We start from the raw sequence: 22,135 nt of genomic DNA on the forward strand, positions 1-22,135 counted from the left end.
AATAAATATAGACAACTATTTGTCCGCTTTAGCGAAGTTAGAACTTAAATTGACTATAAAGTTCTGGACTGCGCTCGAACGGACATATATTCTTATAGTAGAATTCTAAAATGCTTTTATCCTTTGTAAAAAGGTAATTTTACAATCGTTGCAGGTATCGCTTTTTTACGAACCTGTATATGAATTTGTGATCCTGCTTTCGACAAAATTCTTGGTACATATCCCATTCCAATTCCTTTATTTAAACAAGGACTCATGGTACCAGATGTAACTACTCCAATTACGTTTCCGTTTCCGTCTACAATATCGTAACCATGTCTAGGAATACCTCTTTCATTAAATTCAAAAGCAACCAATTTTCTTTCTGGTTTGTGTTCTTTTTCTTTAGCTAAAGCTTCTGCGTTTACAAAGTCTTTTGTGAATTTAGTAATCCAGCTTAAACCTGCTTCAATAGGCGATGTGGTGTCGTCAATATCATTTCCATACAAACAATACCCCATTTCTAAACGCAAAGTATCTCTTGCCGCTAAACCAATTGGCTTAATTCCGAAATCTGCTCCAGCTTCAAAAACTTTATTCCAAATTTGTTCCGCTTCTTCATTTTTACAGTAAATTTCAAATCCGCCCGAACCGGTATATCCCGTTGCAGAAATAATTACATTCTCTATACCTGCAAAATCGCCTACTTTAAATTTATAAAAAGGAATAGCAGCTAAATCTAAAGAAGTTAAAGATTGCATAGCTTCTACAGCTTTAGGTCCTTGAATGGCAAGCAAAGAATAACCTTCAGATAAGTTTTTTAAATCCGCATTAAATTCCTCATTATATTTAGAAATCCAATTCCAATCCTTTTCAATATTAGAAGCATTTACAACTAATAAATATTGGTTTTCTTTAATTTTATAACAAATTAAATCATCTACAATTCCGTTTTCTTCATTAGGGAAACAGCTGTATTGCGCATCACCAATTGCTAGTTTAGAAGCATCATTAGAAGTAACTTTTTGTATTAAAGCCAAAGCATTTTCACCTTCAACCAAAAATTCACCCATGTGGCTCACATCAAAAACACCAACAGAATTTCTAACTGTTAAATGTTCTGCCGTAACTCCTTCATATTGTACAGGCATGTTGTAACCAGCAAAAGGAACCATTTTAGCACCTAAAGCAACGTGAATATTATTTAACGCAATATTTTTCATGTATAGATTTCTTATAATTTCAGCTAAATTATTGAAAAATCAGGAATAAACAATTGCTAATAATTGTTATTATTTTTGAACTAAAAAAAATAATAGCATTACATTTGATTTTATTCTAATTTTTTTGAGAAATAATGAGCACAGAACAACCAAATAATCCGTTACACGGTATAAAATTAGCCACCATGTTAGAACAATTGTTTAAAGAATATGGTTGGGAAGAATTAGGTGATACCTTAAATATAAATGCCTTTAAAAACAATCCTACCTATAAATCGAGTTTAAAATTTTTAAGAACAACACCTTGGGCAAGAGAAAAAGTAGAGCAGTTTTATTTAAAAAATATGATTGATTAATTTTTTTTGAAGCTATTTCCTGCTTTCCGCACTCGCTTTTTTTATTCAGAAAAAGAATAAAAAAGAGCTCAAACAATTGCTGCAATCAGGGCTAACCTTGTTTGCTAAATTTTAGTGTTTATTTAATTACTTTAAACCTCAATAAAGTAGTAAATATAAGTGTTTTTACACAGTTTGTTATTTTAACCTTTTGGGAGAAACCTCATAAAGATGCTCCGTTTTGCGGTTTCACTGTTATTAGATTTCTCATTAGTTTATCTAGAGCGAAGTCGAAAGGCTGAAAAGCTCATTTCAAAATGACAGGAGTTAGAAAATAAAGGATAAACAAGTTATAAAAATTTAAATTTGACTAATTAGTTTTATTCTAAGTATTACTTGGAGATTCAAAATGTCATTCCGAATGAGGTACGAAGAGGAATCTAGAAGCATTATTAGATTTCTCATTAGTTTATCTAGAGCGAAGTCGAAAGGCAAAAAAGCTCATTTCAAAATGACAAGGGAAGAACAAAAGTAGAGATAGAGAATAAAGGAGATAACTTAACCTTTCAATAATTCTATTAGTTTTTCTGTTCCTACGCTAGCAATTTCCTTAATAATGGTTAAATTATTAAACCGACCTTTAGAAACTGCTGGTTTTGGATCTATAAAATAAATTGGGGTATTCGATTTTACATAATCTACTAAACCCGCCGCCGGATATACTTGCATAGAAGTACCAATAATTACCAAAATATCTGCTTTTTTAGTGATTTCTATGGCTATATCTAGCATCGGTACCATTTCTCCGAACCAAACAATATGAGGCCTTAATTGGCTTTTTTTAGGACATAAATCACCTAAGTTTAAATCTTTTTTCCAGTCTAAAACAATCTTTTCGTCAGTAGAACTTCTCACTTTTAAAAGTTCACCATGTAAATGTGTTACGTTTTTACTGCCTGCACGCTCGTGTAAATCATCTACATTTTGAGTAATAATTTCAACATTAAAATCTTTTTCTAGTTCAACTAAATTTAAATGACCTTTATTTGGCGCAACCTTTAACAACTGTTTTCTTCTCTCGTTGTAAAAGTTTAAAACCAATTTAGGATTTGCAGCAAAACCTTCTGGAGATGCTACTTCCATAACATTATGACCTTCCCATAAACCATCGGCATCCCTAAATGTTTGTATGCCACTTTCTGCAGAAATTCCTGCTCCAGTTAAAACAACTAAATTCTTCATAACAATGTAGGTTTTTGTATTTTTATAAAATCTACAATGAAGATAAAAATAATAATTCTAAGTTTGTACTTATGATTGATGAAAAACTATTAAATTATTTTGAAACCTATTTAACGGATAAAAGGAAAAATCTTTTTAAGAAGGTTTTAGAAGATAGGACGCGTCATTTTACGGTAGTTTTAGAAGATATTTTTCAACCTCATAATGCAAGTGCGGTTGTTAGAACTGCAGATATTTTTGGAGTACAAGACGTACATGCAATAGAAAACAAATACACCAATAAAGTATCTAGACATGTAGCAAAAGGTTCTCAGAAATGGATTACTTCTAAACGATATAAAAAAGACGGAGACAATACTAAAGTTTGTTTAGATCATTTGCGTGAACAAGGCTATCAAATTATAGCAACAACACCACATAATGATTCTTGTTTACTACAAGATTTTGATGTTACTAAAAAATCTGCATTTGTGTTTGGAGTGGAGGCAGAGGGCGTTTCCGACTATGTAAAAGAACAAGCAGACGGATTTTTAAAAATACCAATGGTTGGTTTTACAGAAAGTTTAAATATTTCTGTTGCTGCAGCTATTATTTTACAAGACGTAACCACAAAATTGAGAAATTCTTCTGTTGATTGGCAATTATCTAAAGAAGAAAAGGACGTTTTGTATTTTAATTGGGTTCGAAAAACCATTAAAAATGTAGATAAAATTGAAAGATATTATTTAGAAAAATTAAAAACTGAATAAAAAAGATGCCATTCCTACTATAATAGAAATGACATCTTTTAATAAATATAGATATTTATTATCAATTTATAGATATTAAAAATAAGTTTACTCCACAATAACCTGCTCAATGGTAGCAGAAGAGTCGCAACGTTTTACCAATAAACTTACTTTTTCTAAGTCTTTTTTACCTGTGATATAATATTCTGCACAGGGTTTTTGTCTTGGTTTGCTTTTTCCAAAATCAACATCACCAGTATATAAAATGGTATTTATTTTTAAAGTATCAATATTAAATTTATGCATGGCATTTTTAGCATCATCAGAAAATAAACGCTCTTTAATTCTGATAGATTTTAATGTTCTTGCATCCATTCCATAATCAAATGTAGCTTGTTTCTTTTGCCAGAAAAAATATACAGCAACACAACCTAACGATAAACCTACTAAATAATAACCTATTCTTTTAATGAGCATTGTAAAATTTTGAAATGCAAATTTAAGTTTTTAAATCAGATTTAAGCAAAATAACTTATTTTCTTATTAAAGAAAGGTGCGATCTAAAAATAGCAGGATTTCCATCTTCGTTTGTATATTTTAGTACATACCAATAATCTGTACTAGGCATTTTTTTACCATTATTATTTTCACCGTTCCATCCGCCACTTAAACCATTTTTTGGTTTTATCGTTTTTATATGAATACCAAATCGATCAAAAATATCTATTGTCGCGGAAGCATCAGCTTGTAAATCTGTTATATTCCAATTTCCTTTTGTAGGATTAAAATAACTTGGATTATTTAAGGCAGTAAACTCAATTATAACATCATTACAAAAACTTGGGTCGTTTTTTACAGTAACTATATGTGTTCCTGGGCTAATATCACTAAATGTATTATCCGTTTGATATTCTCCGTTATCTAAAGAGTATGTATAATTACCGATACCTTGTTCAATAATAGTATTGATTTCTATAGCATAAAAGGCAGAAAAATTACTAGACAATACGTTAACTTCAAATTCTGGAGTCGTCGCTTTTTCTACAATCACTTCTGTTGGGTTGTAATCGCAATCAGTATTGCTAATAGGGCTTATTTTTGTAGCCTCAACTGTGTAGGTTCCTGTTTCTGTAATGTTCCAGTTGGCAGTAGATACCGAGTTTAGTAAGGTGCCTTCTAAATACCATTTTATATCGTATACATTTGGGTCTAGAGCAGTTTCTAATATCGATTCCTTGATGATATTTCCATCGTCATCAACACAAATTGTACCTCCATTTATATCTAAAGTTAATCCATTATAAATTGTTACTGTAAAACTGCCATCTGCATAACAATCAGGGTTCTCAGCAGGGTATGCACGAACATAAATAGTGTAAGTTACGTCTTCTGTAGTTTCGTTTGTAATAGTATAATCAGAAGAATCTATAAGGTCTGTTCTATTTATATCTCTATAATATTCTAATATAATATCTGGGTTTGTTATGGTAGTAAGTGAAAAAGACCCACATTGATCTATATTTGTTAATACTCCTAAATCTTCTAAATTAGGTTCTTCTGATATCTGAACATAAAAAGAACTTATATTTTGGCAAGGTTCAAATCTAGAGTTATCACTTATGATGTAAATGGTTTGTGATTCAGTAATTATATCTCCTGCATTTAGAGGTTCTGTTTTGTCTTCATTTTTATAGTAATTACCTGCTTTTGTTAATGAAGGTAAAGTATAAGATTCACAAGCTTTTATTACGTCATCAAATTTATCTACAGCACTGCCTAATATACTTACTTTAAAACTTTTTTCATTGCTACAAGTTGCTATTTCTGGGTCTTCTTTATAAACATATATAGTTTGTTCTTCATTTTCAGTGAAATCTCCAGCAAATAATTCTGTTCCAGTTCCGTTTGGTCCACCTGTTTCTGTAAAATACCTTCCATTAAAACTTAGCACTGGTAACTCGAAAGGGCCACATTCTTGAATATCAGGGAAATCTGGTATTGTTGGAATAGGTTTAATTATTACATCAAAGCTTGTTTCTGCGTCGCAAAATTCGTTTGTATTGTAAATATAAATTGTTTGTGAGCTGTTAATAACGTCGTTTTCAAATAGCTCATCACCTAAACCACCAGACATGGTATAATATTTTCCAATATTTAATGCAGGCAATTTAGGTAAATCATCCTCACACCTTACAATATTATCTAAAGTATCTATTGGTGGAAGTGGATTAATAGTGACAGAAATTTCATAACCAGTACAATTTGGAGTGGTAGTTATTTCATCTGCATAATAATATATATTTTTTGATTCAGTAATTTCTGTTCCGGCTGGTATTATATTTTCTTCGTCAAATACATTTGTTTTATAATATTTTCCAATAGGTTTATTGGGTATGATATAGCTACCGCATTCTGTAACATCTTCAAATTCTTTAGGATCTATAATTGTAATAAATACTCTATTAGGTAAAAGTCCACCAGACGCACAACCCGTAACTTCGTTTTTATTATAAATAAATAGACGAATTGAAGATGTTATTAGGTCACCTGGTAGATATCTAGAACCAGAGCCTTTATATCCTGTATAATAAGCACCTCCGCTTGGTAATGGATCTAAGGTATAAGAATTACAAGTAATTATGTCTTTTATTGTATCTATACCTGGTAATGGATGAATAATTAAGTCGAATTTCTTTTCAGTACAAGTCACTCCATTTAATTTAGAATAAAAATAAATAGTTGTGTTTTCTTCTGTTAAAATTGTATCAGTTGGTATTAATTCTCCAGTTCCATTTGGGCCATTTACGTCTGTATAAAATTGACCAAATTTAGTAGCAGGAACTTTAAATTCTCCACAATATTCTCGTTCTATATTATAATTTTCAGAAAACAATACTTCAAAACTAGTTTGATTGCGGCATTCTGAAGTAGTATCCTTGCTGTAAATATATATTGTGCTTTCAGTTGTAATATTATTTCCAGCTGCTAATTTTGTTCCGCCTCCTAAAGTTTCTGTATAATACTCTCCATTAGTTAGTACTGGTAATTCATATTCATTACAAACATAAGCATCTGGTAATGTATCTACCTTTGGTTTGGGAGTGATTTCTACATTAAAGCTAACTACATCGAAACAGGTATTATCTTTACTTGCTAATCTTGCCCAAAGCGTAAATGTGCTATTTGTTACTGGGTAATTTGTTGGGTTTGGAATAGAAGGGGTATTATTATTAGCGGCGCTTAATGATTCAAAATAATTAAGAGTATAATTAGAAAGGCTTGCCCCGTTTAAGATTTGACTTTGTACATTATAAGGAATATTAATAGTAGTAACTTCTTCACAAAGTTTAATATCAACTGGTTTGGTTGCTGTAATTGTTGTAATTTCAATATTACTATTTAGCTGGCAACTAACATCAGATAAAGATGTAATTGTTAGTGAATAGGTGTCTGGACTATTCACTGTTAGTGTTGTTCCGTTTTCGCCAGAAAGGAGCACGTTATTTTTTTTCCATTCAAACTTAAATCCATCAGTTATAGGAAAACCAGAATCGATAACTACATTTTCTCCGGAGCAGAGTGATTTATCAGCAATTAAATCTAAAGAATTATTAAAACTTCCTGTTTCTATAAACACTGCAGAATCAAGATCTGAGTTACCATAATCTCCAATTACAAATTTTATTTGATATTTAGTATTAGGAATTACGGTTGCAGAGGCTTTTAGTTTTGTGGTAAAACCTCGCATATTTATCGAAGAATTATCACTATTATCTCCATAATACGTGCTAAATAAATTAGCATTTTTTGAAGAGCATAAACCATTTAATAGTCCATCTCTTATGTTTTTTACAGAAACACTTTCATTATCGGTAATAGTTGCAATGTTTGCACTAACACCTGTTTCTAAATTGGTTAGAATAATTGCGAAAATATCTCCGCTTTCACATTGATACTCGCTATATTCATTAGAAGCAAATATGTAATTGAAACTAAATTCTTTACCTACTGGGGTGAAATTAAACTCTAAAAAACCAACATCGGTTATGTCTTTTGTTCCACCTTCATTATTACTATAAGTTTGTAAATTAGCATCTCCATTAGTAGAATTCTCGCTACTTAAATTTGTGTTAGTAAATGTACCTTCAGTCTGTTTTGCAATACCAGATCTTATAATTATCCCTTCAGATATTGGAAAACTACCACCATTATTAGTAAATGAAGCAACAGATTGATTGGAAGAACTATTAAAACTAGATTTTGAGATACAAGAATTATCTATAAGTTGGTTAGCCAGTTCTTCTGCCGTTTTGGTATCATCTACACTTACTGTTTGAGAAAATAAAGAAGATGTAATTATAAGTGCAGCAACAAAAACGATAGATTTTAAAAATCTATTTAGGTTACTTGTTTTAAATGTGAAATGTTTCATATAGAAAATATTTATAAGACAAAAATATTGCTGTTAGAAAAGCTTTTAAATAATCAACAAATTAATATCTCTAAAAGGTAAATCAAACCAATCTGCAACCGTTTTATTTGTAAGAATTCCATGATAGAAATACATTCCGTTTCGCAAACTTTTATCATAACGTGCAGCATTTTCAAAACCGCCTTCTTCGGCTATATTTAATAAATAAGGTGTAAAAATATTACTAATAGACAAAGAAGCTGTTCTTGCATAACGAGCAGGAATATTAGGTACGCAGTAATGTACAACACCATGTTTTATAAAAGTAGGCGTTTTATGTGTAGTAACATTTGAGGTTTCGAAACAACCACCTCTATCTATACTAACATCTATAATAACAGCACCTTCTTTCATGGTTTCTACCATTTCTTCTGTGGCACAAATTGGTGATCTATTTTTACCTCGAATGGCTCCAATTGCTACATCTGCACGCATTAAAGCCTTGGCAACCGATTTTGGCTGTAATGTAGATGTATAAATAGGAGCATTTATAGAATCTTGTAATTTACGTAACTTACTAATAGAATTATCAAAAACTTTAACGCGTGCACCTAAACCAATAGCTGTTTTAGCAGCATATTCACCTACGGTTCCTGCACCAAAAATAACAACACTAGAAGGCGGAACACCACCAATATTACCTAATAACAAACCGTTTCCTTTGTTAATTCCGCTCATTAATTCTGCGGCAATTAATACAGAAGCAGTACCTGCTATTTCACTTAAAGATTTTACTATAGGGTACGTATTATGGTCGTCTTTTATATAATCGAAAGCAACGGCTGTAATTCGTTTTTTAGCTAAACATTCAAAGTATTTTTTATTTTGAGTTTTTAACTGTAAAGAAGAAATTAGAATCGTTTGTGGATTCATATATTCAATTTCGCTTTCTGTTGGTGGCGCAACTTTTAAAACAATATTGCATTTAAAAGCTTCTTCTACATCGTAAGAAATTTTAGCACCGGCTTCAGAATATTCTCTGTCTGCATAATTTGCATGATCTCCTGCACCTGTTTCTATAACAACTCTATGTCCGTGAGCACATAATGCAGAAACGGCATCTGGTGTTAAACAAACACGTTTTTCGCCCAAATAGGTTTCTTTTGGTAAACCAATAAAAAGTTCTCCTTTTTGCCTTTTAATTTCTAACATTTCTTCTTGCGGAAGTAATTCTTCTTTACTGAAAGGAGAAAATGAACTCATAGTTTAGTTATTTTAGTTGAATATTTCTTTGTGCATCATTTAAAATAGATAAATGAATTTGAACAGCATCTAAAGGTAGCAAATTTTCTATATTTTCTGGCCATTCTACCAAACACCAGTCATTATTATCAAAATATTCTTCGATTCCCATATCTAAAGCCTCTTCTTCGTCTTCAATTCTGTAAAAATCGAAATGAAAAACTTTTTCATTTTTAGAGGTATGATACTCATTTACCAATGAAAAAGTAGGAGAGGAGATGCTGTCTAAAACATCTAATTGTTTACATATTTCTTTTATAAGTGTGGTTTTACCAACGCCCATTTGTCCGTAAAACAATAGTGTTTTGTTTTCTACGGATGCAATAAGTTCTGCTGCCACTTCAGATAGATTTTCTAAAGAATAGTTTTTGTTCATAATTACAAAAATATAAAAACTATTTAGTAAACAGTTACAGTTTACGCTCAATAATATAAAGTAAATGATGCTTAGAACCTAATAATATATTTGTAATGCTGAATTTGATGAAAACAAAAAGTCCGACAAGTAGTTAAACCTTGTCGGACTTTTTATAATTAATTGCTGCTAGCAAACAAGTTTAGCCCTGATTGAGCGGTCTGTTTGAGCTCTTTTTTGCTTTTTCTGCAAAAAAAGCGAGTAGTGAAAGCAGGAAATAGCTTCTACTAATTTATAATATAGAAAACATCCTTTTTTTACACTTTTATTGTAACGGATTATTGCTTACTAAAATACTGTAAACTAATTTATTTAGGACTGTAAACAGCACATGGAATAATCATTTCTTCTAAAGAAACGCCTCCATGTTGATAGGTGTTTTTATAGTATTTTACAAAGTGATTAAAGTTGTTTGGGTACGCAAAAAACAAATCTTCTTTTGCAAAAATAAATGAACTATTCATGGCTACTGTTGGCAAAAATATGTCTTTTGGATTTCTAACGGCATACACGTCTTTATCTTCATAGGTTAGGCTTTTACCTGTTTTGTAGCGTAAATTGGCACTAATATTTTTATCGCCAATAACTTTGGTTGGGTTTTTACAATTGATGGTTCCGTGGTCTGTGGTAATTATTAATTTCTGACCTAATTGTTGCGCTTTTTGAATAATTTCGAACAAAGGTGAGTTTTTAAACCAACTTAAAGTTAAACTTCTGTATGCCTTATCGTCTCCTGCTAATTCTTTAATTACTTCCATTTCTGTTTTAGAATGAGACAACATATCTACAAAATTATACACCACAGCGGTTAAATCATTTTGTTTTGTACCGTTGTAATTATCGGCTAAATCTTTACCGTTTTTAAGATTGGTAATTTTATAATATTCGTGTTTAATATCTATGCCTAAACGTTTTATTTGTGCGGTTAAAAAGTCATTTTCATATAAATTCATTCCGCCTTCATCAATATCATTTTTCCAAAAATTTGGATAACGTTTTTCCATTTCAGAAGGCATTAAACCAGAAAACATGGCGTTTCTAGCATATTGTGTTGCGGTTGGTAAAATGGAGAAATAGGAATACTCTTGGTCTTTTTTATAAAAATTATTAATTAATGGTTCTAAAATTCTGTATTGATCATAACGTAAATTATCTATTATAACCCATAAAACGCCTTGTTTTTTACTTAATTCTGGCACCACATAGTTTTTAAATAAGGTATGAGAAAAAGTAGGTTTATCATGTGCGGTTAAATAGTCTTCGTAATTTTTTTTGATGAATTTAAAAAACTGACTATTGGCTTCTTGTTTTTGGCTTTCTAAAATACCTAACATTCCTGGATCGCTAATGTTTTCTAGTTCTAGCTCCCAATGAACTAGTTTTTTGTAAAGATCAATCCATTCTTCATAAGAATTTACCATGGCTAAATCCATAGATATTTTTCTAAATTCTTGTTGATAACTAGATGTTGTTTTTTCTGAGACTAAACGAGAATGATCTAAGTTCTTTTTTAAACTTAATAAAATTTGATTTGGGTTTACGGGTTTTATTAAATAATCTGCAATTTTAGAGCCAATTGCTTCTTCCATTATATATTCTTCTTCGCTCTTTGTAATCATTACCACAGGCAAATTTGCTTGTTTTTGTTTAATTTCTGCAAGGGTATCTAAGCCTGTTAAACCAGGCATATTTTCATCTAAAAAAACGATATCGAATTTTTGTTCTCCTACTAAATCTATAGCATCTGCACCATTTGTACAAGTAGTTACTTCGTAATTTTTACGTTCTAAAAAAAGAATGTGAGGTTTTAATAATTCTATTTCATCATCAACCCATAAAATTTGTATACTGCTCATATTTTCGTTTATAATTTTAACATTTAACGATAAAAGTAACTAAAAGTTGTACTTTTTGGTTTTTAAAAATGATAAAATATTGCCAAAAAAAAGAATCTAATTCTTAAATGTATCAAAGTTTATAGCAAAGTTTACAAAGCCCTTTTGTTTGCATAGAAAGGTCTATGCTATCTTATATATTAATTATGTTTATTTTTTAAGTGTAAATTCATTTTATAATACAAAAAAGAATAGTAGTTAATTGCATCTAATAATATTATGTACTTTTGTTTAAGTTGATAAAAAACACTCATTTGAAGAATAAAAAACATAATAAATTAAAGATTCTGAATGATCCTATTTACGGATTTATTCAAATACCAAATACTTTAATTTTTGATTTAATAGAACATCCTTATTTTCAGCGATTAAGAAGAATAGCTCAAATGGGTTTTTCTAATTTAGTATATCCAGGAGCAAATCATACTCGTTTTCATCATGCAATAGGTTGTATGCATTTAATGCAAAAAGCGGTAAGAGTTTTGCGTTTTAAGGAAATAGAAATTTCCAAGGAAGAAGAAAATGGACTTTATGTTGCAATTTTATTGCACGATATTGGTCATGGAGCTTTTTCACATGCTTTAGAACATAGCATTGTAAATGGAATTTCGCATGAAGAAATTTCTTTAAAATTCATGAAAAAGTTAAATAAAGAATTTGATGGAAAATTAGATTTAGCCATAGAAATATTTGAAGGCAAGTATCATAGAAAATTTTTGTGTAAACTTATTTCTAGTCAATTAGATATAGATCGATTAGATTATTTAAAGCGCGATAGCTTTTATACAGGTGTTACAGAAGGTAATATTTCTTCTGATCGGTTAATTGCTATGATGAATGTACAAGATGATGAGCTAGTTATTGAAGGAAAAGGTATTTATTCTGTAGAAAATTTTTTAATAGCTAGAAGATTAATGTATTGGCAAGTATACTTGCATAAAACAGGTTTAGTAGCAGAAAATATGCTGGTAAATGTTTTAAAAAGAGCCAAAGAATTAGCAGAAAAAGGAGTCGCATTATTTGCAAGTACTTCTTTACATTATTTCTTGTATAAAAAAATATCTCAAGAAAACTTTACAGATGAAACTTTAGAAATGTTTTCTAAATTAGATGATTATGATGTGATGTCTGCCATAAAAGAATGGACAAATCATAGTGATAAAATTTTATCCTTATTATCTAATATGATTGTTGATAGAAAATTGTTGCGTATAGAAATTCAGCAAAAAGAATTTGAAGCGGAAGAATTAAATAAAAAAATAAATAATGTTTCTAATAAATTAGAACTTTCAGAAAACGAAGCAAAATATTTTGTTTTCACTAAAAAGATCAAAAACCAAGCATATCAGCAAGAAAAACCTATTTTTATTCTGAATAAAAAGGGAAAACTAACAGATATTGCAAAAGCATCTGACCAATTAAATTTGCAAGCGTTAACAAATCCGGTGATAAAACACTTTATTTGCTATCCAAAATAAAATGAGATTAGCCAAATCACTATAAATTTTATATTTTTGCGTCTAATGAAATTTACAGCACAACAAATAGCAGATATTTTAGAAGGTAACATCGTTGGTAATTCTAATGTAGAAGTTTCTAAATTATCTAAGATAGAAGAAGGAGAAAAAGGTTCGTTAACCTTTTTGTCTAATCCAAAATATAAGTCCTTTTTATATACTACACATGCATCTGTAGTTATTGTTAACAGTACTTTTGTTCCAGAAAAAGAAGTAAAATCTACACTAATAAAAGTAGAAAATGCCTATGAAGCTTTCTCTAAAATATTAGCGTTTTATAATGAGGTAAAAAATAATAAAACGGGTAGGGAAGTACCACATTTTATTTCTGATTCGGCAAAAATAGGTGTTAATGAATATATTGGTGCATTCTCATATATAGGAGAAAACGTAATTTTGGGAGAAAATGTAAAAATTTATCCAAACGCTTACATTGGCGACAATACAATTATAGGAGATAACTGTGTTATCTTTTCGGGAGTGAAAATTTATTCTGAAACGGTAATAGGAAATAATTGTAAAATTCATTCCGGAACTATAATAGGTGGAGATGGATTTGGTTTTGCACCAGATAAATATGGAGTATATACAGCAATACCTCAAATTGGTAATGTTATTATAAAGGATAATGTAGATATTGGTTCTGCTTGTACAATAGACAGAGCAACAATGGGATCTACCATTATAAATAAAGGTGTTAAATTAGACAACCAAATACAGGTTGCTCATAACGTAGAAATTGGAGAAAACACCGTAATTGCTGCTCAAACAGGTATTGCAGGATCAACAAAAATTGGTAAAAATTGTATGATTGGTGGGCAAGTAGGTTTTGTTGGCCATATAGTTATTGGTGATAATGTAAAGATTTTAGCCCAAGCAGGTATTTCTAAAAGCTTAAAAGATAATGAAATGGTAAACGGATCGCCTGCATTTAAAATACAAGATTTTAATAAAAGTTCGGTTTATTTTAGAAATTTACCTAAAATAGCATCGAAAATTAACAATATAGAAAAAGAGTTGAAGACTCAAAAACCAAACATAAATGAGTAAGAAGCAAAAAACAATTCAAAAAGAAGTAAGTTTATCAGGTGTTGGTATTCATACAGGTAATACCGTAAACATGACAATTAAACCTGCTCCTATAAATCATGGTTTTGCTTTTAGCAGAATAGATTTAGAAGGATCCCCAATTATAGAGGCAAAGGCAGAATACGTTATCAATACACAAAGAGGAACAAACTTAGAAAAAAATGGTGTTCAAATTCAGACTTCAGAGCACGTTTTAGCTGCTGCAGTTGGTTTAGATTTAGACAACCTTTTAATTGAATTAGATTCTTCTGAACCTCCAATTATGGATGGTTCTTCTAAATATTTTGTAGAAGCTTTAGAAAAAGCAGGTATACAAGAACAAGAAGCAGAAATTGAAGAATATGTAGTAAAAGAAATTATTTCTTTTAAAGATGATGTTACAGGCAGCGAAATTATTTTAATGCCTTCAGATGAGTACCAGGTTACAGCTATGGTAGATTTTGGTACTAAAATATTAGGGACTCAAAATGCAAATTTAGAAAAGATTTCTGATTTTAAAGAAAAAATTGCTGCAGCAAGAACGTTTAGTTTTTTGCATGAAATTGAAATGCTTTTAGAACACGATCTTATTAAAGGTGGAGATTTAAATAATGCAATTGTGTATGTAGATAAACAATTATCTACAGAAACGATGGCGAAATTAAAAAAAGCTTTCAATAAAGATAATATTGCTGTTAAACCTAACGGAATTTTAGACAATCTTACTTTACATTGGGCTAATGAAGCTGCTAGACATAAATTATTAGATGTTATTGGAGATTTAGCTTTGGTTGGTATTAGAATTAAAGGAAAGGTTATTGCAAATAAACCAGGACATTTAGTGAATACCACGTTTGCAAAGAAATTAGCAAAGATTATTAAGCAAGAAAAAAGAAATAATGTTCCTCAATACGATTTGAATTTACCGCCATTAATGGATATTTATCAGATTATGGACGTTTTACCTCATAGACCACCATTTTTATTGATAGATAGAATTCTAGAACTTTCTGATAAACATGTGGTAGGAATGAAAAATGTAACCATGAACGAAAACTTTTTCGTTGGTCATTTTCCAGGTTCACCAGTAATGCCAGGAGTGTTACAAATTGAAGCAATGGCACAATGTGGTGGTGTTTTAGTTTTAAACACAGTTCCAGACCCAGAAAATTATCTAACTTATTTTATGAAGATGGATAATGTTAAATTTAAACAAAAGGTGTTGCCAGGAGATACACTTACCTTTAAATGTGAATTAATTACACCAATTAGAAGAGGTATTTGCCATATGCAAGCCTATGCGTATGCGAACGGAAAGATAGTAGCAGAAGCAGAATTAATGGCTCAAATTGCAAGAAAAAAATAAGTTATGAATCAACCATTAGCGTATGTACATCCGCAAGCAAAAATAGCAAGAAACGTAGTAATAGAACCGTTTACAACCATTCATAATAATGTAACCATAGGTTCCGGAACTTGGATTGGTTCTAACGTAACCATTATGGAAGGTGCTAAAATTGGTGAAAATTGTAGGATTTTTCCGGGATCAGTTATTTCTGCAATTCCTCAAGATTTAAAGTTTAACGATGAAGAAACTACAGTAGAAATAGGGAATAATGTTACCATAAGAGAATGCGTTACTATAAACAGAGGTACATCAGATAGAATGAAAACCAAAATTGGTAACAATTGTTTAATAATGGCCTATTGCCATGTTGCACATGATACTTTTGTTGGCGATAATTGTATTTTTTCTAATAACACAACCCTAGCTGGTCATGTAACTATTGGAGACAATGTAGTTTTGGCAGGTATGGTTGCAGTACATCAATTTGCTTCTATAGGTAACCACGCATTTGTTACAGGAGGTTCTTTGGTAAGAAAAGATGTTCCTCCATTTGTTAAAGCCGCTAGAGAGCCACTTGCTTATGTAGGTATTAACTCAGTAGGTTTACGTAGAAGAGGTTTTTCAACTGAAAAAATAAGAGAAATTCAGAATATATATAGAATTTTATTTCAAAGAAATTATAATAATTCCCAAGCGATTGATATTATTGAAGCAGAAATGGAAGCAACTCCAGAACGCGATGAAATTATTCAATTTATAAAAGATTCGCATAGAGGAATTATGAAAGGATACTCTAAAGCTAACTAATTTTTTATATTAAAATTAGAGAGTAATTACAGAAAATTATAAGTATAACTAACAATAATTGCTTTTAACAAATACCAAAAGCATACAGCAAAAATATGGCAACAACATCAGATATTAGAAACGGATTGTGTATTAAATATAACAACGATATATACAAAATTATAGAATTTTTACATGTTAAACCAGGTAAAGGACCTGCATTTGTTAGAACAAAATTAAAAAGTGTTACCAACGGTAAAGTAGTAGATAATACTTTTCCTGCAGGAAGAAAAATTGACGATGTACGTGTAGAAACTCATAAATTTCAGTTTTTATATCATGATGGTGAATTTTATCACTTTATGAATGAAGCAGATTATACTCAAATTCGTTTGTTAGAAGCGGCTTTAGATAATCCTGGATTAATGAAAGAAGGAGAAATTGTAACAATTATCATCAATTCTGAAGATAACATGCCACTTTCTGTAGATTTACCAGCAAGTGTAATTTTAGAAGTAACACACGCAGAGCCTGGAGTTAAAGGAAATACTGCTACCAATGCAACTAAACCTGCTACGGTAGAAACAGGAGCGTCTGTAAACGTCCCTTTGTTTATTAATGAAGGAGATAAAATTAAGATAGAAACTACCAAAGGAACATATCAAGAACGTATTAAAGAGTAAGAATTAGTGGGCAGTATTCAGTAGCAGTTTGCAGTGCTTACTCAATACTGAAACTGTGACTGATTACTGCTACTGAAAACTGAAACATGAAATTCAAAAAACCACATACGCTTCAGCAAATAGCAAAACTGATAAACACAGATTTTATTGGTGATGAAAATTTTGAGATTTTAGGAATCAATGAGATTCATGTTGTAGAAAAAGGAGATATTGTTTTTGTAGATCATCCTAAATACTATGACAAAGCATTAAACTCTGCAGCAACTACTATTTTAATCAACAAAAAAGTAGATTGCCCAGTAGGAAAAGCTTTATTAATTTCAGAGGATCCTTTTCGTGATTTTAATAAAATAACAAAGCATTTTAATCCATTTATAACTGCTAAAGTTAGTATTTCTGAATCGGCTATTATTGGAGAGAATACAATTATTCAACCAAATGTATTTATAGGAAACAATGTTACTGTTGGTGAAAATTGTGTAATTCATCCAAATGTAACTATTTATGATAATTCAGTAATAGGTAATAATGTTACCATTCATGCGAATACGGTTTTAGGAGCGGATGCATTTTATTATAAAAACAGACCAGAAGGATTTGATAAATTAATTTCTGGAGGAAGAGTAGTTTTAGAAGATAATGTAGATTTAGGAGCATCTTGTACTATTGATAAAGGCGTTTCTGGTGATACAACTATTGGAAAAGGTACCAAAATTGACAACCAAGTTCATGTTGGGCATGATACCAAAATTGGTAAAAAATGTTTAATAGCTTCGCAAACGGGTATTGCTGGTTGTGTAATTATAGAAGATGAAGTTACTATTTGGGGGCAGGTTGGTACCAATAGCGGAATTACTATAGGTAAAGGAGCTATAATTCTGGGACAAACAGGTGTTACTAAATCTGTTGCAGGAGGAAAAAGTTATTTTGGTACTCCAGTTTCAGAATCAAGAGAAAAATTAAAAGAAATGGCAGAAATAAAACGTTTTTTAAAAGATAGAAAGAACTCATAAATTTTTAGATAAACTCTCTAAAAACTTTTAAGAGTATCTTATTCTTTAAAAAGGCTATCTAAACATATAATTATTACTTTTTTATTGATAATAATTTGTTTGAATACTTTTTTAGAAACAATCAATAAACTATTTTTGTGTAACAATATAAAAAAAATCAAACCAATGAGTGTTTTAGTAAATAAAAATTCAAAAATTATTGTTCAAGGTTTTACAGGTAGTGAAGGTACTTTTCACGCTGGTCAAATGATTGATTATGGAACGAATGTTGTTGGAGGGGTAACTCCAGGAAAAGGAGGTCAAGTACATTTAGGAAAACCTGTTTTTAATACCGTTAAAGAATCTGTAGATAAGGTTGGGGCAGACACTTCTATTATTTTTGTACCACCAGCTTTTGCTGCGGATGCAATTATGGAATCTGCAGACGCAGGAATAAAAGTTATCATTTGTATTACAGAAGGAATTCCTACTGCAGACATGGTAAAAGTAAAAGCTTATATTGATAGTAGAGACTGTCGATTGGTTGGACCTAACTGTCCGGGTGTAATTACACCAGATGAAGCTAAAGTTGGTATTATGCCAGGTTTTATCTTTAAAAAGGGTAGAGTAGGTATCGTTTCTAAATCTGGAACTTTAACGTATGAAGCAGCAGACCAAGTTGTAAAACAAGGTTACGGAATTACTACAGCTATTGGTATTGGTGGAGATCCAATTATTGGAACTACAACAAAAGAAGCAGTTGAGATGTTAATGAATGATCCAGAAACAGAAGCAATTGTTATGATTGGTGAAATTGGAGGGAATTTGGAAGCTGAAGCGGCACAATGGATTAAAGCTGATGGAAACAGAAAGCCGGTTGTTGGTTTTATAGCAGGTCAAACTGCACCAGCAGGAAGAACAATGGGGCACGCAGGTGCAATTGTTGGTGGAGCTGATGATACAGCACAAGCAAAAATGAAAATTTTAGCAGAAAACGGAATTCACGTAGTGAGCTCTCCAGCTAAAATTGGTGAAATGATTGCAAAAGTCTTAAATTAAATCGATTTCCATTAAGAAACTGTTAAAGTTTTACAATAAAATAGCATAAACTCCGTTGAATTCGTAAATTCAACGGAGTTTTTTATTTCAACCAAAATTAATATTTATGAAAGAACTAAAATTGTTATGCATTAGCTTTTTGTTAGTTACAGCAGTAAGTTGTACTACTAGCAAAAAGAAAGAAAAGAATTATGAGGTAACTTCGCAAAAAGATTCCAACGGGTTATCTTATGAAACAGTACAGAATGACCCAACAGGTTTACGCTTGTATACTTTAGAAAATGGGTTAAAAGTGTATTTAAGTCAGAATTCTGATGAACCCAAAATTCAAACTTACATTGCCGTAAGAGCTGGTTCTAATTACGACCCAAAAGAATCTACAGGTTTGGCACATTATTTAGAACACATGGTGTTTAAAGGAACTCATAAAATAGGAACTGTAAATTGGGAAAAAGAAAAAGTATTTTTAGATAAAATTTCTGACTTATATGAACAGCATAGAGCAGAAAAAGATGCAGACAAAAAATTGGCATTGTATAAAGAAATTGATAAAGTTTCTTTAGAAGCGTCTAATTATTCTATTGCCAATGAATATGATAAAATGACGGCATCTTTAGGGGCTACAGGTACAAATGCATATACATGGTTTGAGCAAACGGTATATACAAATAAAATTCCTGCAAATGAATTAGATAAATGGGTAGATTTAGAAGCAGAACGTTTTAGCACTTTGGTCTTACGTCTGTTTCATACGGAATTAGAAGCAGTTTTTGAAGAGTTTAATAGAGGTCAGGATAATGATTTCAGAAAACGTTATGCTGCCATGTTAGATGGTTTATTTCCAAATCATCCTTACGGACAACAAACAACTATTGGTAAGGCAGATCATTTAAAAAATCCTTCTATGGTAGATATCCATAATTATTTTAACAAATATTATGTGCCTAATAACATGGCAGTAATCTTAGTGGGAGATTTTGAATTTGAACCTACCATTAAAAAAGTAAATGCTGCTTTTGGTAAATTCAAGAGAAAAGAATTAACACATCCAACTTTGCCTAAAGAAGAAAAAATTACAGCTCCAATTGTAAATGAAGTCTTTGGTCCAACGTCTGAATCTATTTCTATCGCTTTTAGATCTGAAGGAATAAATACAGAAGAAGAAAAAATGGTAACCCTTTGTGATATGATTATGGCAAACGGTAATGCTGGTATTATCGATTTAAATTTAAATCAGAAACAATTGGTGCAAAGAGCAAGTTGTTCGCCAACTTTTTTAAATGATTATGGGTATCATTCTTTTACAGGATCACCAAAAACGGGTCAAACGTTAGATGAAGTTAAAGAATTGTTATTAGCTCAAATAGAAAAATTAAAAAATGGCGAGTTTGAAGATTGGATGATTGAAGCTGTTGTAAATGACTTAAAATTAAGCCAAACAAAACAGTATGAAGACAATTCAGCTTTAGCGGACACCTATGTAAATGCATTTATTTATCAACAAGATTGGTCTAAAAGAGTTCAGTTTTTAGACGATTTAAAGAAAATATCAAAAGAGCAATTAGTGGCTTTTGCTAAGAATTTTTATCAAGATAATTATGTAGTTACTTACAAAAGAAAAGGAGAGGACAAGAATATTGTAAAAGTAGCAAATCCGGGAATTACACCTGTACATTTAAATAGAGATAAAAGTTCTGAATTTATTACAGCTTTCAATAAGATAGAATCGAAACCTTTACAGCCTAAATATGTAGATTATAAGACAGCAATTAAAGAAACGAAGACCGAAAACGGAATTAAAGTTTCTTATGTTTTAAATGATAAAAATGATTTATTCGATATGAATATCATTTTTGATATGGGAAGTGATAATGATAAAAAATTATCTTTAGCTGCTGGTTATTTAGAATATATTGGAACTGATAAATATACCAATGAAGAACTTAAAAAAGAGTTCTATAAATTGGGAATATCTTATTATGTTAGCACTGCAAGCGATAAAACGTATGTTGGTTTAAGCGGATTAAAAGAAAATTTAGATGAAGGTTTAAAGTTGTTAGAACATCTTTGGGATAACGCTAAAGCAGATAAAGAAGCATATGATAAATATGTAGAAAAAATCTACAAAGGGCGTCAGGACGGAAAAACACAAAAAGGAAATATTCTTTGGAACGGTTTGATGAACTACGGTAAATATGGTGAGGATTCTCCTTTAAGAGACATCATGCAAATAGATGAATTAAAAGCTATTGATCCTGAAGAATTAGTTGCGCTTATTAAGGATATGAAAAATTATAAGCAACGTATTTTTTATTATGGTAAAGATGTAGATACTGCTGTGGCATCACTTAATATCAATCATAAAGTATATGGAGAGTTAAAAGAATATCCAGTGGCAAAAGTATATAAAGAAACCGAAACTGGTGACAATGTATTCTTTACAGATTATGATATGGTACAAACGGAACTAATGTTTTTGGCAAAAGGAGAGCCTTTTAAACCAGAAAATATGGCAGCTTCAACGTTGTTTAATACGTATTTTGGAAGTGGTTTATCATCAATTGTATTTCAGGAGATTAGAGAATCTAAATCTTTAGCATATTCTGCTTTTGCTTCTTATCAAGGAGCTTCTAAAAAAGATTCTCCTAATTATGTAATGGCTTATGTTGGTACGCAAGCTAACAAATTAGAGCAGGCTGTAGATGCAATGATGGAATTAATGAATGATATGCCTGAAGCCGAAAAACAATTTAATGCAGCTAAAGAAGCTACTTTAAAGAAATTAGCAGCGCAAAGAATTACAAAATCTAATATTTTTTGGTCTTATGAAAGACTTAAAAAATTAGGAATTGATAATGACAATAGAGAGGCAATGTACAATACTATTAAAGGAATGACCATGGAAGATTTAAAGACATTCTTTAATAAAAATATTAAAGGAGAATCTTATAATGTGATGGTTATTGGTAATAAGAAAGATTTAGATGTAAAATCTTTACAAAAACTGGGTAAAATAAAAGAATTAGATATTGATTATTTATTTAATTATGTAGACAAAAAGGAAGTAAAGCAATAGTAATTATTACTTTTAAATAGTAAAACTCGTAAAGCAAAATTTGTTTTACGAGTTTTTTATTTTTAGTATCTTTGCG

General features: G+C 30.6%; 17 protein-coding genes. 10 read left to right on the plus strand and 7 right to left on the minus strand.

The window, feature by feature from the left end; all coding sequences use genetic code 11:
- Window positions 1-116: 116 nt before the first annotated feature.
- Window positions 117-1,202 (minus strand): glycine cleavage system aminomethyltransferase GcvT, encoded by a 1,086-nt coding sequence (gcvT, locus tag JOP69_RS02645; protein ID WP_203392987.1) that lies wholly within the window; start codon window positions 1,200-1,202, stop codon window positions 117-119.
- 134 nt (window positions 1,203-1,336) lie between these two features.
- Between gcvT and JOP69_RS02650 the strand changes: the two genes are divergently transcribed.
- On the plus strand, window positions 1,337-1,558 hold the full coding sequence (locus tag JOP69_RS02650; protein WP_203392986.1) for a VF530 family DNA-binding protein: 222 nt from the start codon (window positions 1,337-1,339) through the stop codon (window positions 1,556-1,558).
- Window positions 1,559-2,095: 537 nt separating this feature from the next.
- On the opposite strand, the gene JOP69_RS02655 is transcribed toward JOP69_RS02650, so the two are convergent.
- A complete protein-coding gene (locus JOP69_RS02655) occupies window positions 2,096-2,779 on the minus strand; it encodes an NAD-dependent deacylase (RefSeq protein ID WP_203392985.1) in 684 nt (227 codons plus the stop codon).
- Between the two features lie 71 nt (window positions 2,780-2,850).
- Here JOP69_RS02655 and JOP69_RS02660 point away from each other — a divergent pair, with 71 nt between their 5' ends.
- On the plus strand, window positions 2,851-3,528 hold the full coding sequence (locus JOP69_RS02660) for an RNA methyltransferase (RefSeq protein WP_203393151.1): 678 nt from the start codon (window positions 2,851-2,853) through the stop codon (window positions 3,526-3,528).
- A gap of 87 nt (window positions 3,529-3,615) precedes the next feature.
- Here the strand turns inward: JOP69_RS02660 and JOP69_RS02665 are convergent, their stop codons facing one another.
- The 5 genes from JOP69_RS02665 to JOP69_RS02685 all read right to left on the minus strand — a co-directional run bounded on the left by JOP69_RS02665 (window position 3,616) and on the right by JOP69_RS02685 (window position 11,491).
- Complete coding sequence (locus JOP69_RS02665; protein ID WP_203392984.1) at window positions 3,616-3,984, minus strand: DUF4258 domain-containing protein; 369 nt, start codon at window positions 3,982-3,984, stop codon at window positions 3,616-3,618.
- 55 nt (window positions 3,985-4,039) lie between these two features.
- On the minus strand, window positions 4,040-7,939 hold the full coding sequence (locus JOP69_RS02670; protein WP_203392983.1) for a choice-of-anchor L domain-containing protein: 3,900 nt from the start codon (window positions 7,937-7,939) through the stop codon (window positions 4,040-4,042).
- Window positions 7,940-7,984: 45 nt separating this feature from the next.
- On the minus strand, window positions 7,985-9,181 hold the full coding sequence (locus JOP69_RS02675; RefSeq protein ID WP_203392982.1) for an alanine dehydrogenase: 1,197 nt from the start codon (window positions 9,179-9,181) through the stop codon (window positions 7,985-7,987).
- A gap of 7 nt (window positions 9,182-9,188) precedes the next feature.
- On the minus strand, window positions 9,189-9,596 hold the full coding sequence (gene tsaE, locus JOP69_RS02680; protein WP_203392981.1) for a tRNA (adenosine(37)-N6)-threonylcarbamoyltransferase complex ATPase subunit type 1 TsaE: 408 nt from the start codon (window positions 9,594-9,596) through the stop codon (window positions 9,189-9,191).
- Between the two features lie 347 nt (window positions 9,597-9,943).
- Complete coding sequence (locus JOP69_RS02685; RefSeq protein ID WP_203392980.1) at window positions 9,944-11,491, minus strand: bifunctional response regulator/alkaline phosphatase family protein; 1,548 nt, start codon at window positions 11,489-11,491, stop codon at window positions 9,944-9,946.
- A 293-nt stretch (window positions 11,492-11,784) separates the two neighbouring features.
- Here JOP69_RS02685 and JOP69_RS02690 point away from each other — a divergent pair, with 293 nt between their 5' ends.
- From JOP69_RS02690 to JOP69_RS02725, 8 genes are all read left to right on the plus strand, one after another.
- Window positions 11,785-13,008, plus strand: a complete 1,224-nt coding sequence (locus tag JOP69_RS02690; RefSeq protein ID WP_203392979.1) for an HD domain-containing protein — start codon at window positions 11,785-11,787, stop codon at window positions 13,006-13,008.
- Between the two features lie 45 nt (window positions 13,009-13,053).
- Window positions 13,054-14,097, plus strand: a complete 1,044-nt coding sequence (gene lpxD / locus JOP69_RS02695; RefSeq protein WP_203392978.1) for a UDP-3-O-(3-hydroxymyristoyl)glucosamine N-acyltransferase — start codon at window positions 13,054-13,056, stop codon at window positions 14,095-14,097.
- Window positions 14,090-15,481: a bifunctional UDP-3-O-[3-hydroxymyristoyl] N-acetylglucosamine deacetylase/3-hydroxyacyl-ACP dehydratase gene (locus JOP69_RS02700; RefSeq protein ID WP_203392977.1), complete on the plus strand. Its 1,392-nt coding sequence runs from the start codon at window positions 14,090-14,092 to the stop codon at window positions 15,479-15,481. The genes lpxD and JOP69_RS02700 overlap by 8 nt, the downstream gene beginning before the upstream one ends.
- Window positions 15,482-15,484: 3 nt before the next feature.
- A complete protein-coding gene (gene lpxA, locus JOP69_RS02705) occupies window positions 15,485-16,270 on the plus strand; it encodes an acyl-ACP--UDP-N-acetylglucosamine O-acyltransferase (RefSeq protein WP_203392976.1) in 786 nt (261 codons plus the stop codon).
- A 95-nt stretch (window positions 16,271-16,365) separates the two neighbouring features.
- Complete coding sequence (gene efp / locus JOP69_RS02710) at window positions 16,366-16,932, plus strand: elongation factor P (protein ID WP_203392975.1); 567 nt, start codon at window positions 16,366-16,368, stop codon at window positions 16,930-16,932.
- An 86-nt stretch (window positions 16,933-17,018) separates the two neighbouring features.
- On the plus strand, window positions 17,019-17,945 hold the full coding sequence (locus JOP69_RS02715; RefSeq protein WP_203392974.1) for a UDP-3-O-(3-hydroxymyristoyl)glucosamine N-acyltransferase: 927 nt from the start codon (window positions 17,019-17,021) through the stop codon (window positions 17,943-17,945).
- 165 nt (window positions 17,946-18,110) lie between these two features.
- Window positions 18,111-18,983, plus strand: coding sequence for a succinate--CoA ligase subunit alpha (gene sucD / locus JOP69_RS02720; protein WP_203392973.1), 873 nt, complete (start codon window positions 18,111-18,113; stop codon window positions 18,981-18,983).
- A gap of 106 nt (window positions 18,984-19,089) precedes the next feature.
- Entirely contained in the window at window positions 19,090-22,059 is a 2,970-nt protein-coding gene (locus JOP69_RS02725) for a pitrilysin family protein (protein WP_203392972.1), read from the plus strand.
- The last annotated feature ends 76 nt before the right edge of the window (window positions 22,060-22,135 follow it).

Origin of the sequence: Polaribacter sp. Q13 (genome assembly GCF_016858305.2) — a bacterium.
Classification (GTDB): Bacteria; Bacteroidota; Bacteroidia; order Flavobacteriales; family Flavobacteriaceae; genus Polaribacter.

Bases quoted from the DNA above. Each gene is read 5' to 3' on its own strand.
- JOP69_RS02660 (WP_203393151.1), top strand. From the start codon at position 2,851: ATGATTGATGAAAAACTATTAAATTATTTTGAAACCTATTTAACGGAT.
- tsaE (WP_203392981.1), bottom strand. From the start codon at position 9,596: ATGAACAAAAACTATTCTTTAGAAAATCTATCTGAAGTGGCAGCAGAA.
- JOP69_RS02650 (WP_203392986.1), top strand. From the start codon at position 1,337: ATGAGCACAGAACAACCAAATAATCCGTTACACGGTATAAAATTAGCC.
- lpxD (WP_203392978.1), top strand. From the start codon at position 13,054: ATGAAATTTACAGCACAACAAATAGCAGATATTTTAGAAGGTAACATC.
- lpxA (WP_203392976.1), top strand. From the start codon at position 15,485: ATGAATCAACCATTAGCGTATGTACATCCGCAAGCAAAAATAGCAAGA.
- efp (WP_203392975.1), top strand. From the start codon at position 16,366: ATGGCAACAACATCAGATATTAGAAACGGATTGTGTATTAAATATAAC.
- JOP69_RS02725 (WP_203392972.1), top strand. From the start codon at position 19,090: ATGAAAGAACTAAAATTGTTATGCATTAGCTTTTTGTTAGTTACAGCA.
- JOP69_RS02700 (WP_203392977.1), top strand. From the start codon at position 14,090: ATGAGTAAGAAGCAAAAAACAATTCAAAAAGAAGTAAGTTTATCAGGT.
- JOP69_RS02675 (WP_203392982.1), bottom strand. From the start codon at position 9,181: ATGAGTTCATTTTCTCCTTTCAGTAAAGAAGAATTACTTCCGCAAGAA.
- gcvT (WP_203392987.1), bottom strand. From the start codon at position 1,202: ATGAAAAATATTGCGTTAAATAATATTCACGTTGCTTTAGGTGCTAAA.
- JOP69_RS02655 (WP_203392985.1), bottom strand. From the start codon at position 2,779: ATGAAGAATTTAGTTGTTTTAACTGGAGCAGGAATTTCTGCAGAAAGT.
- JOP69_RS02685 (WP_203392980.1), bottom strand. From the start codon at position 11,491: ATGAGCAGTATACAAATTTTATGGGTTGATGATGAAATAGAATTATTA.
- JOP69_RS02665 (WP_203392984.1), bottom strand. From the start codon at position 3,984: ATGCTCATTAAAAGAATAGGTTATTATTTAGTAGGTTTATCGTTAGGT.
- JOP69_RS02670 (WP_203392983.1), bottom strand. From the start codon at position 7,939: ATGAAACATTTCACATTTAAAACAAGTAACCTAAATAGATTTTTAAAA.
- JOP69_RS02715 (WP_203392974.1), top strand. From the start codon at position 17,019: ATGAAATTCAAAAAACCACATACGCTTCAGCAAATAGCAAAACTGATA.
- sucD (WP_203392973.1), top strand. From the start codon at position 18,111: ATGAGTGTTTTAGTAAATAAAAATTCAAAAATTATTGTTCAAGGTTTT.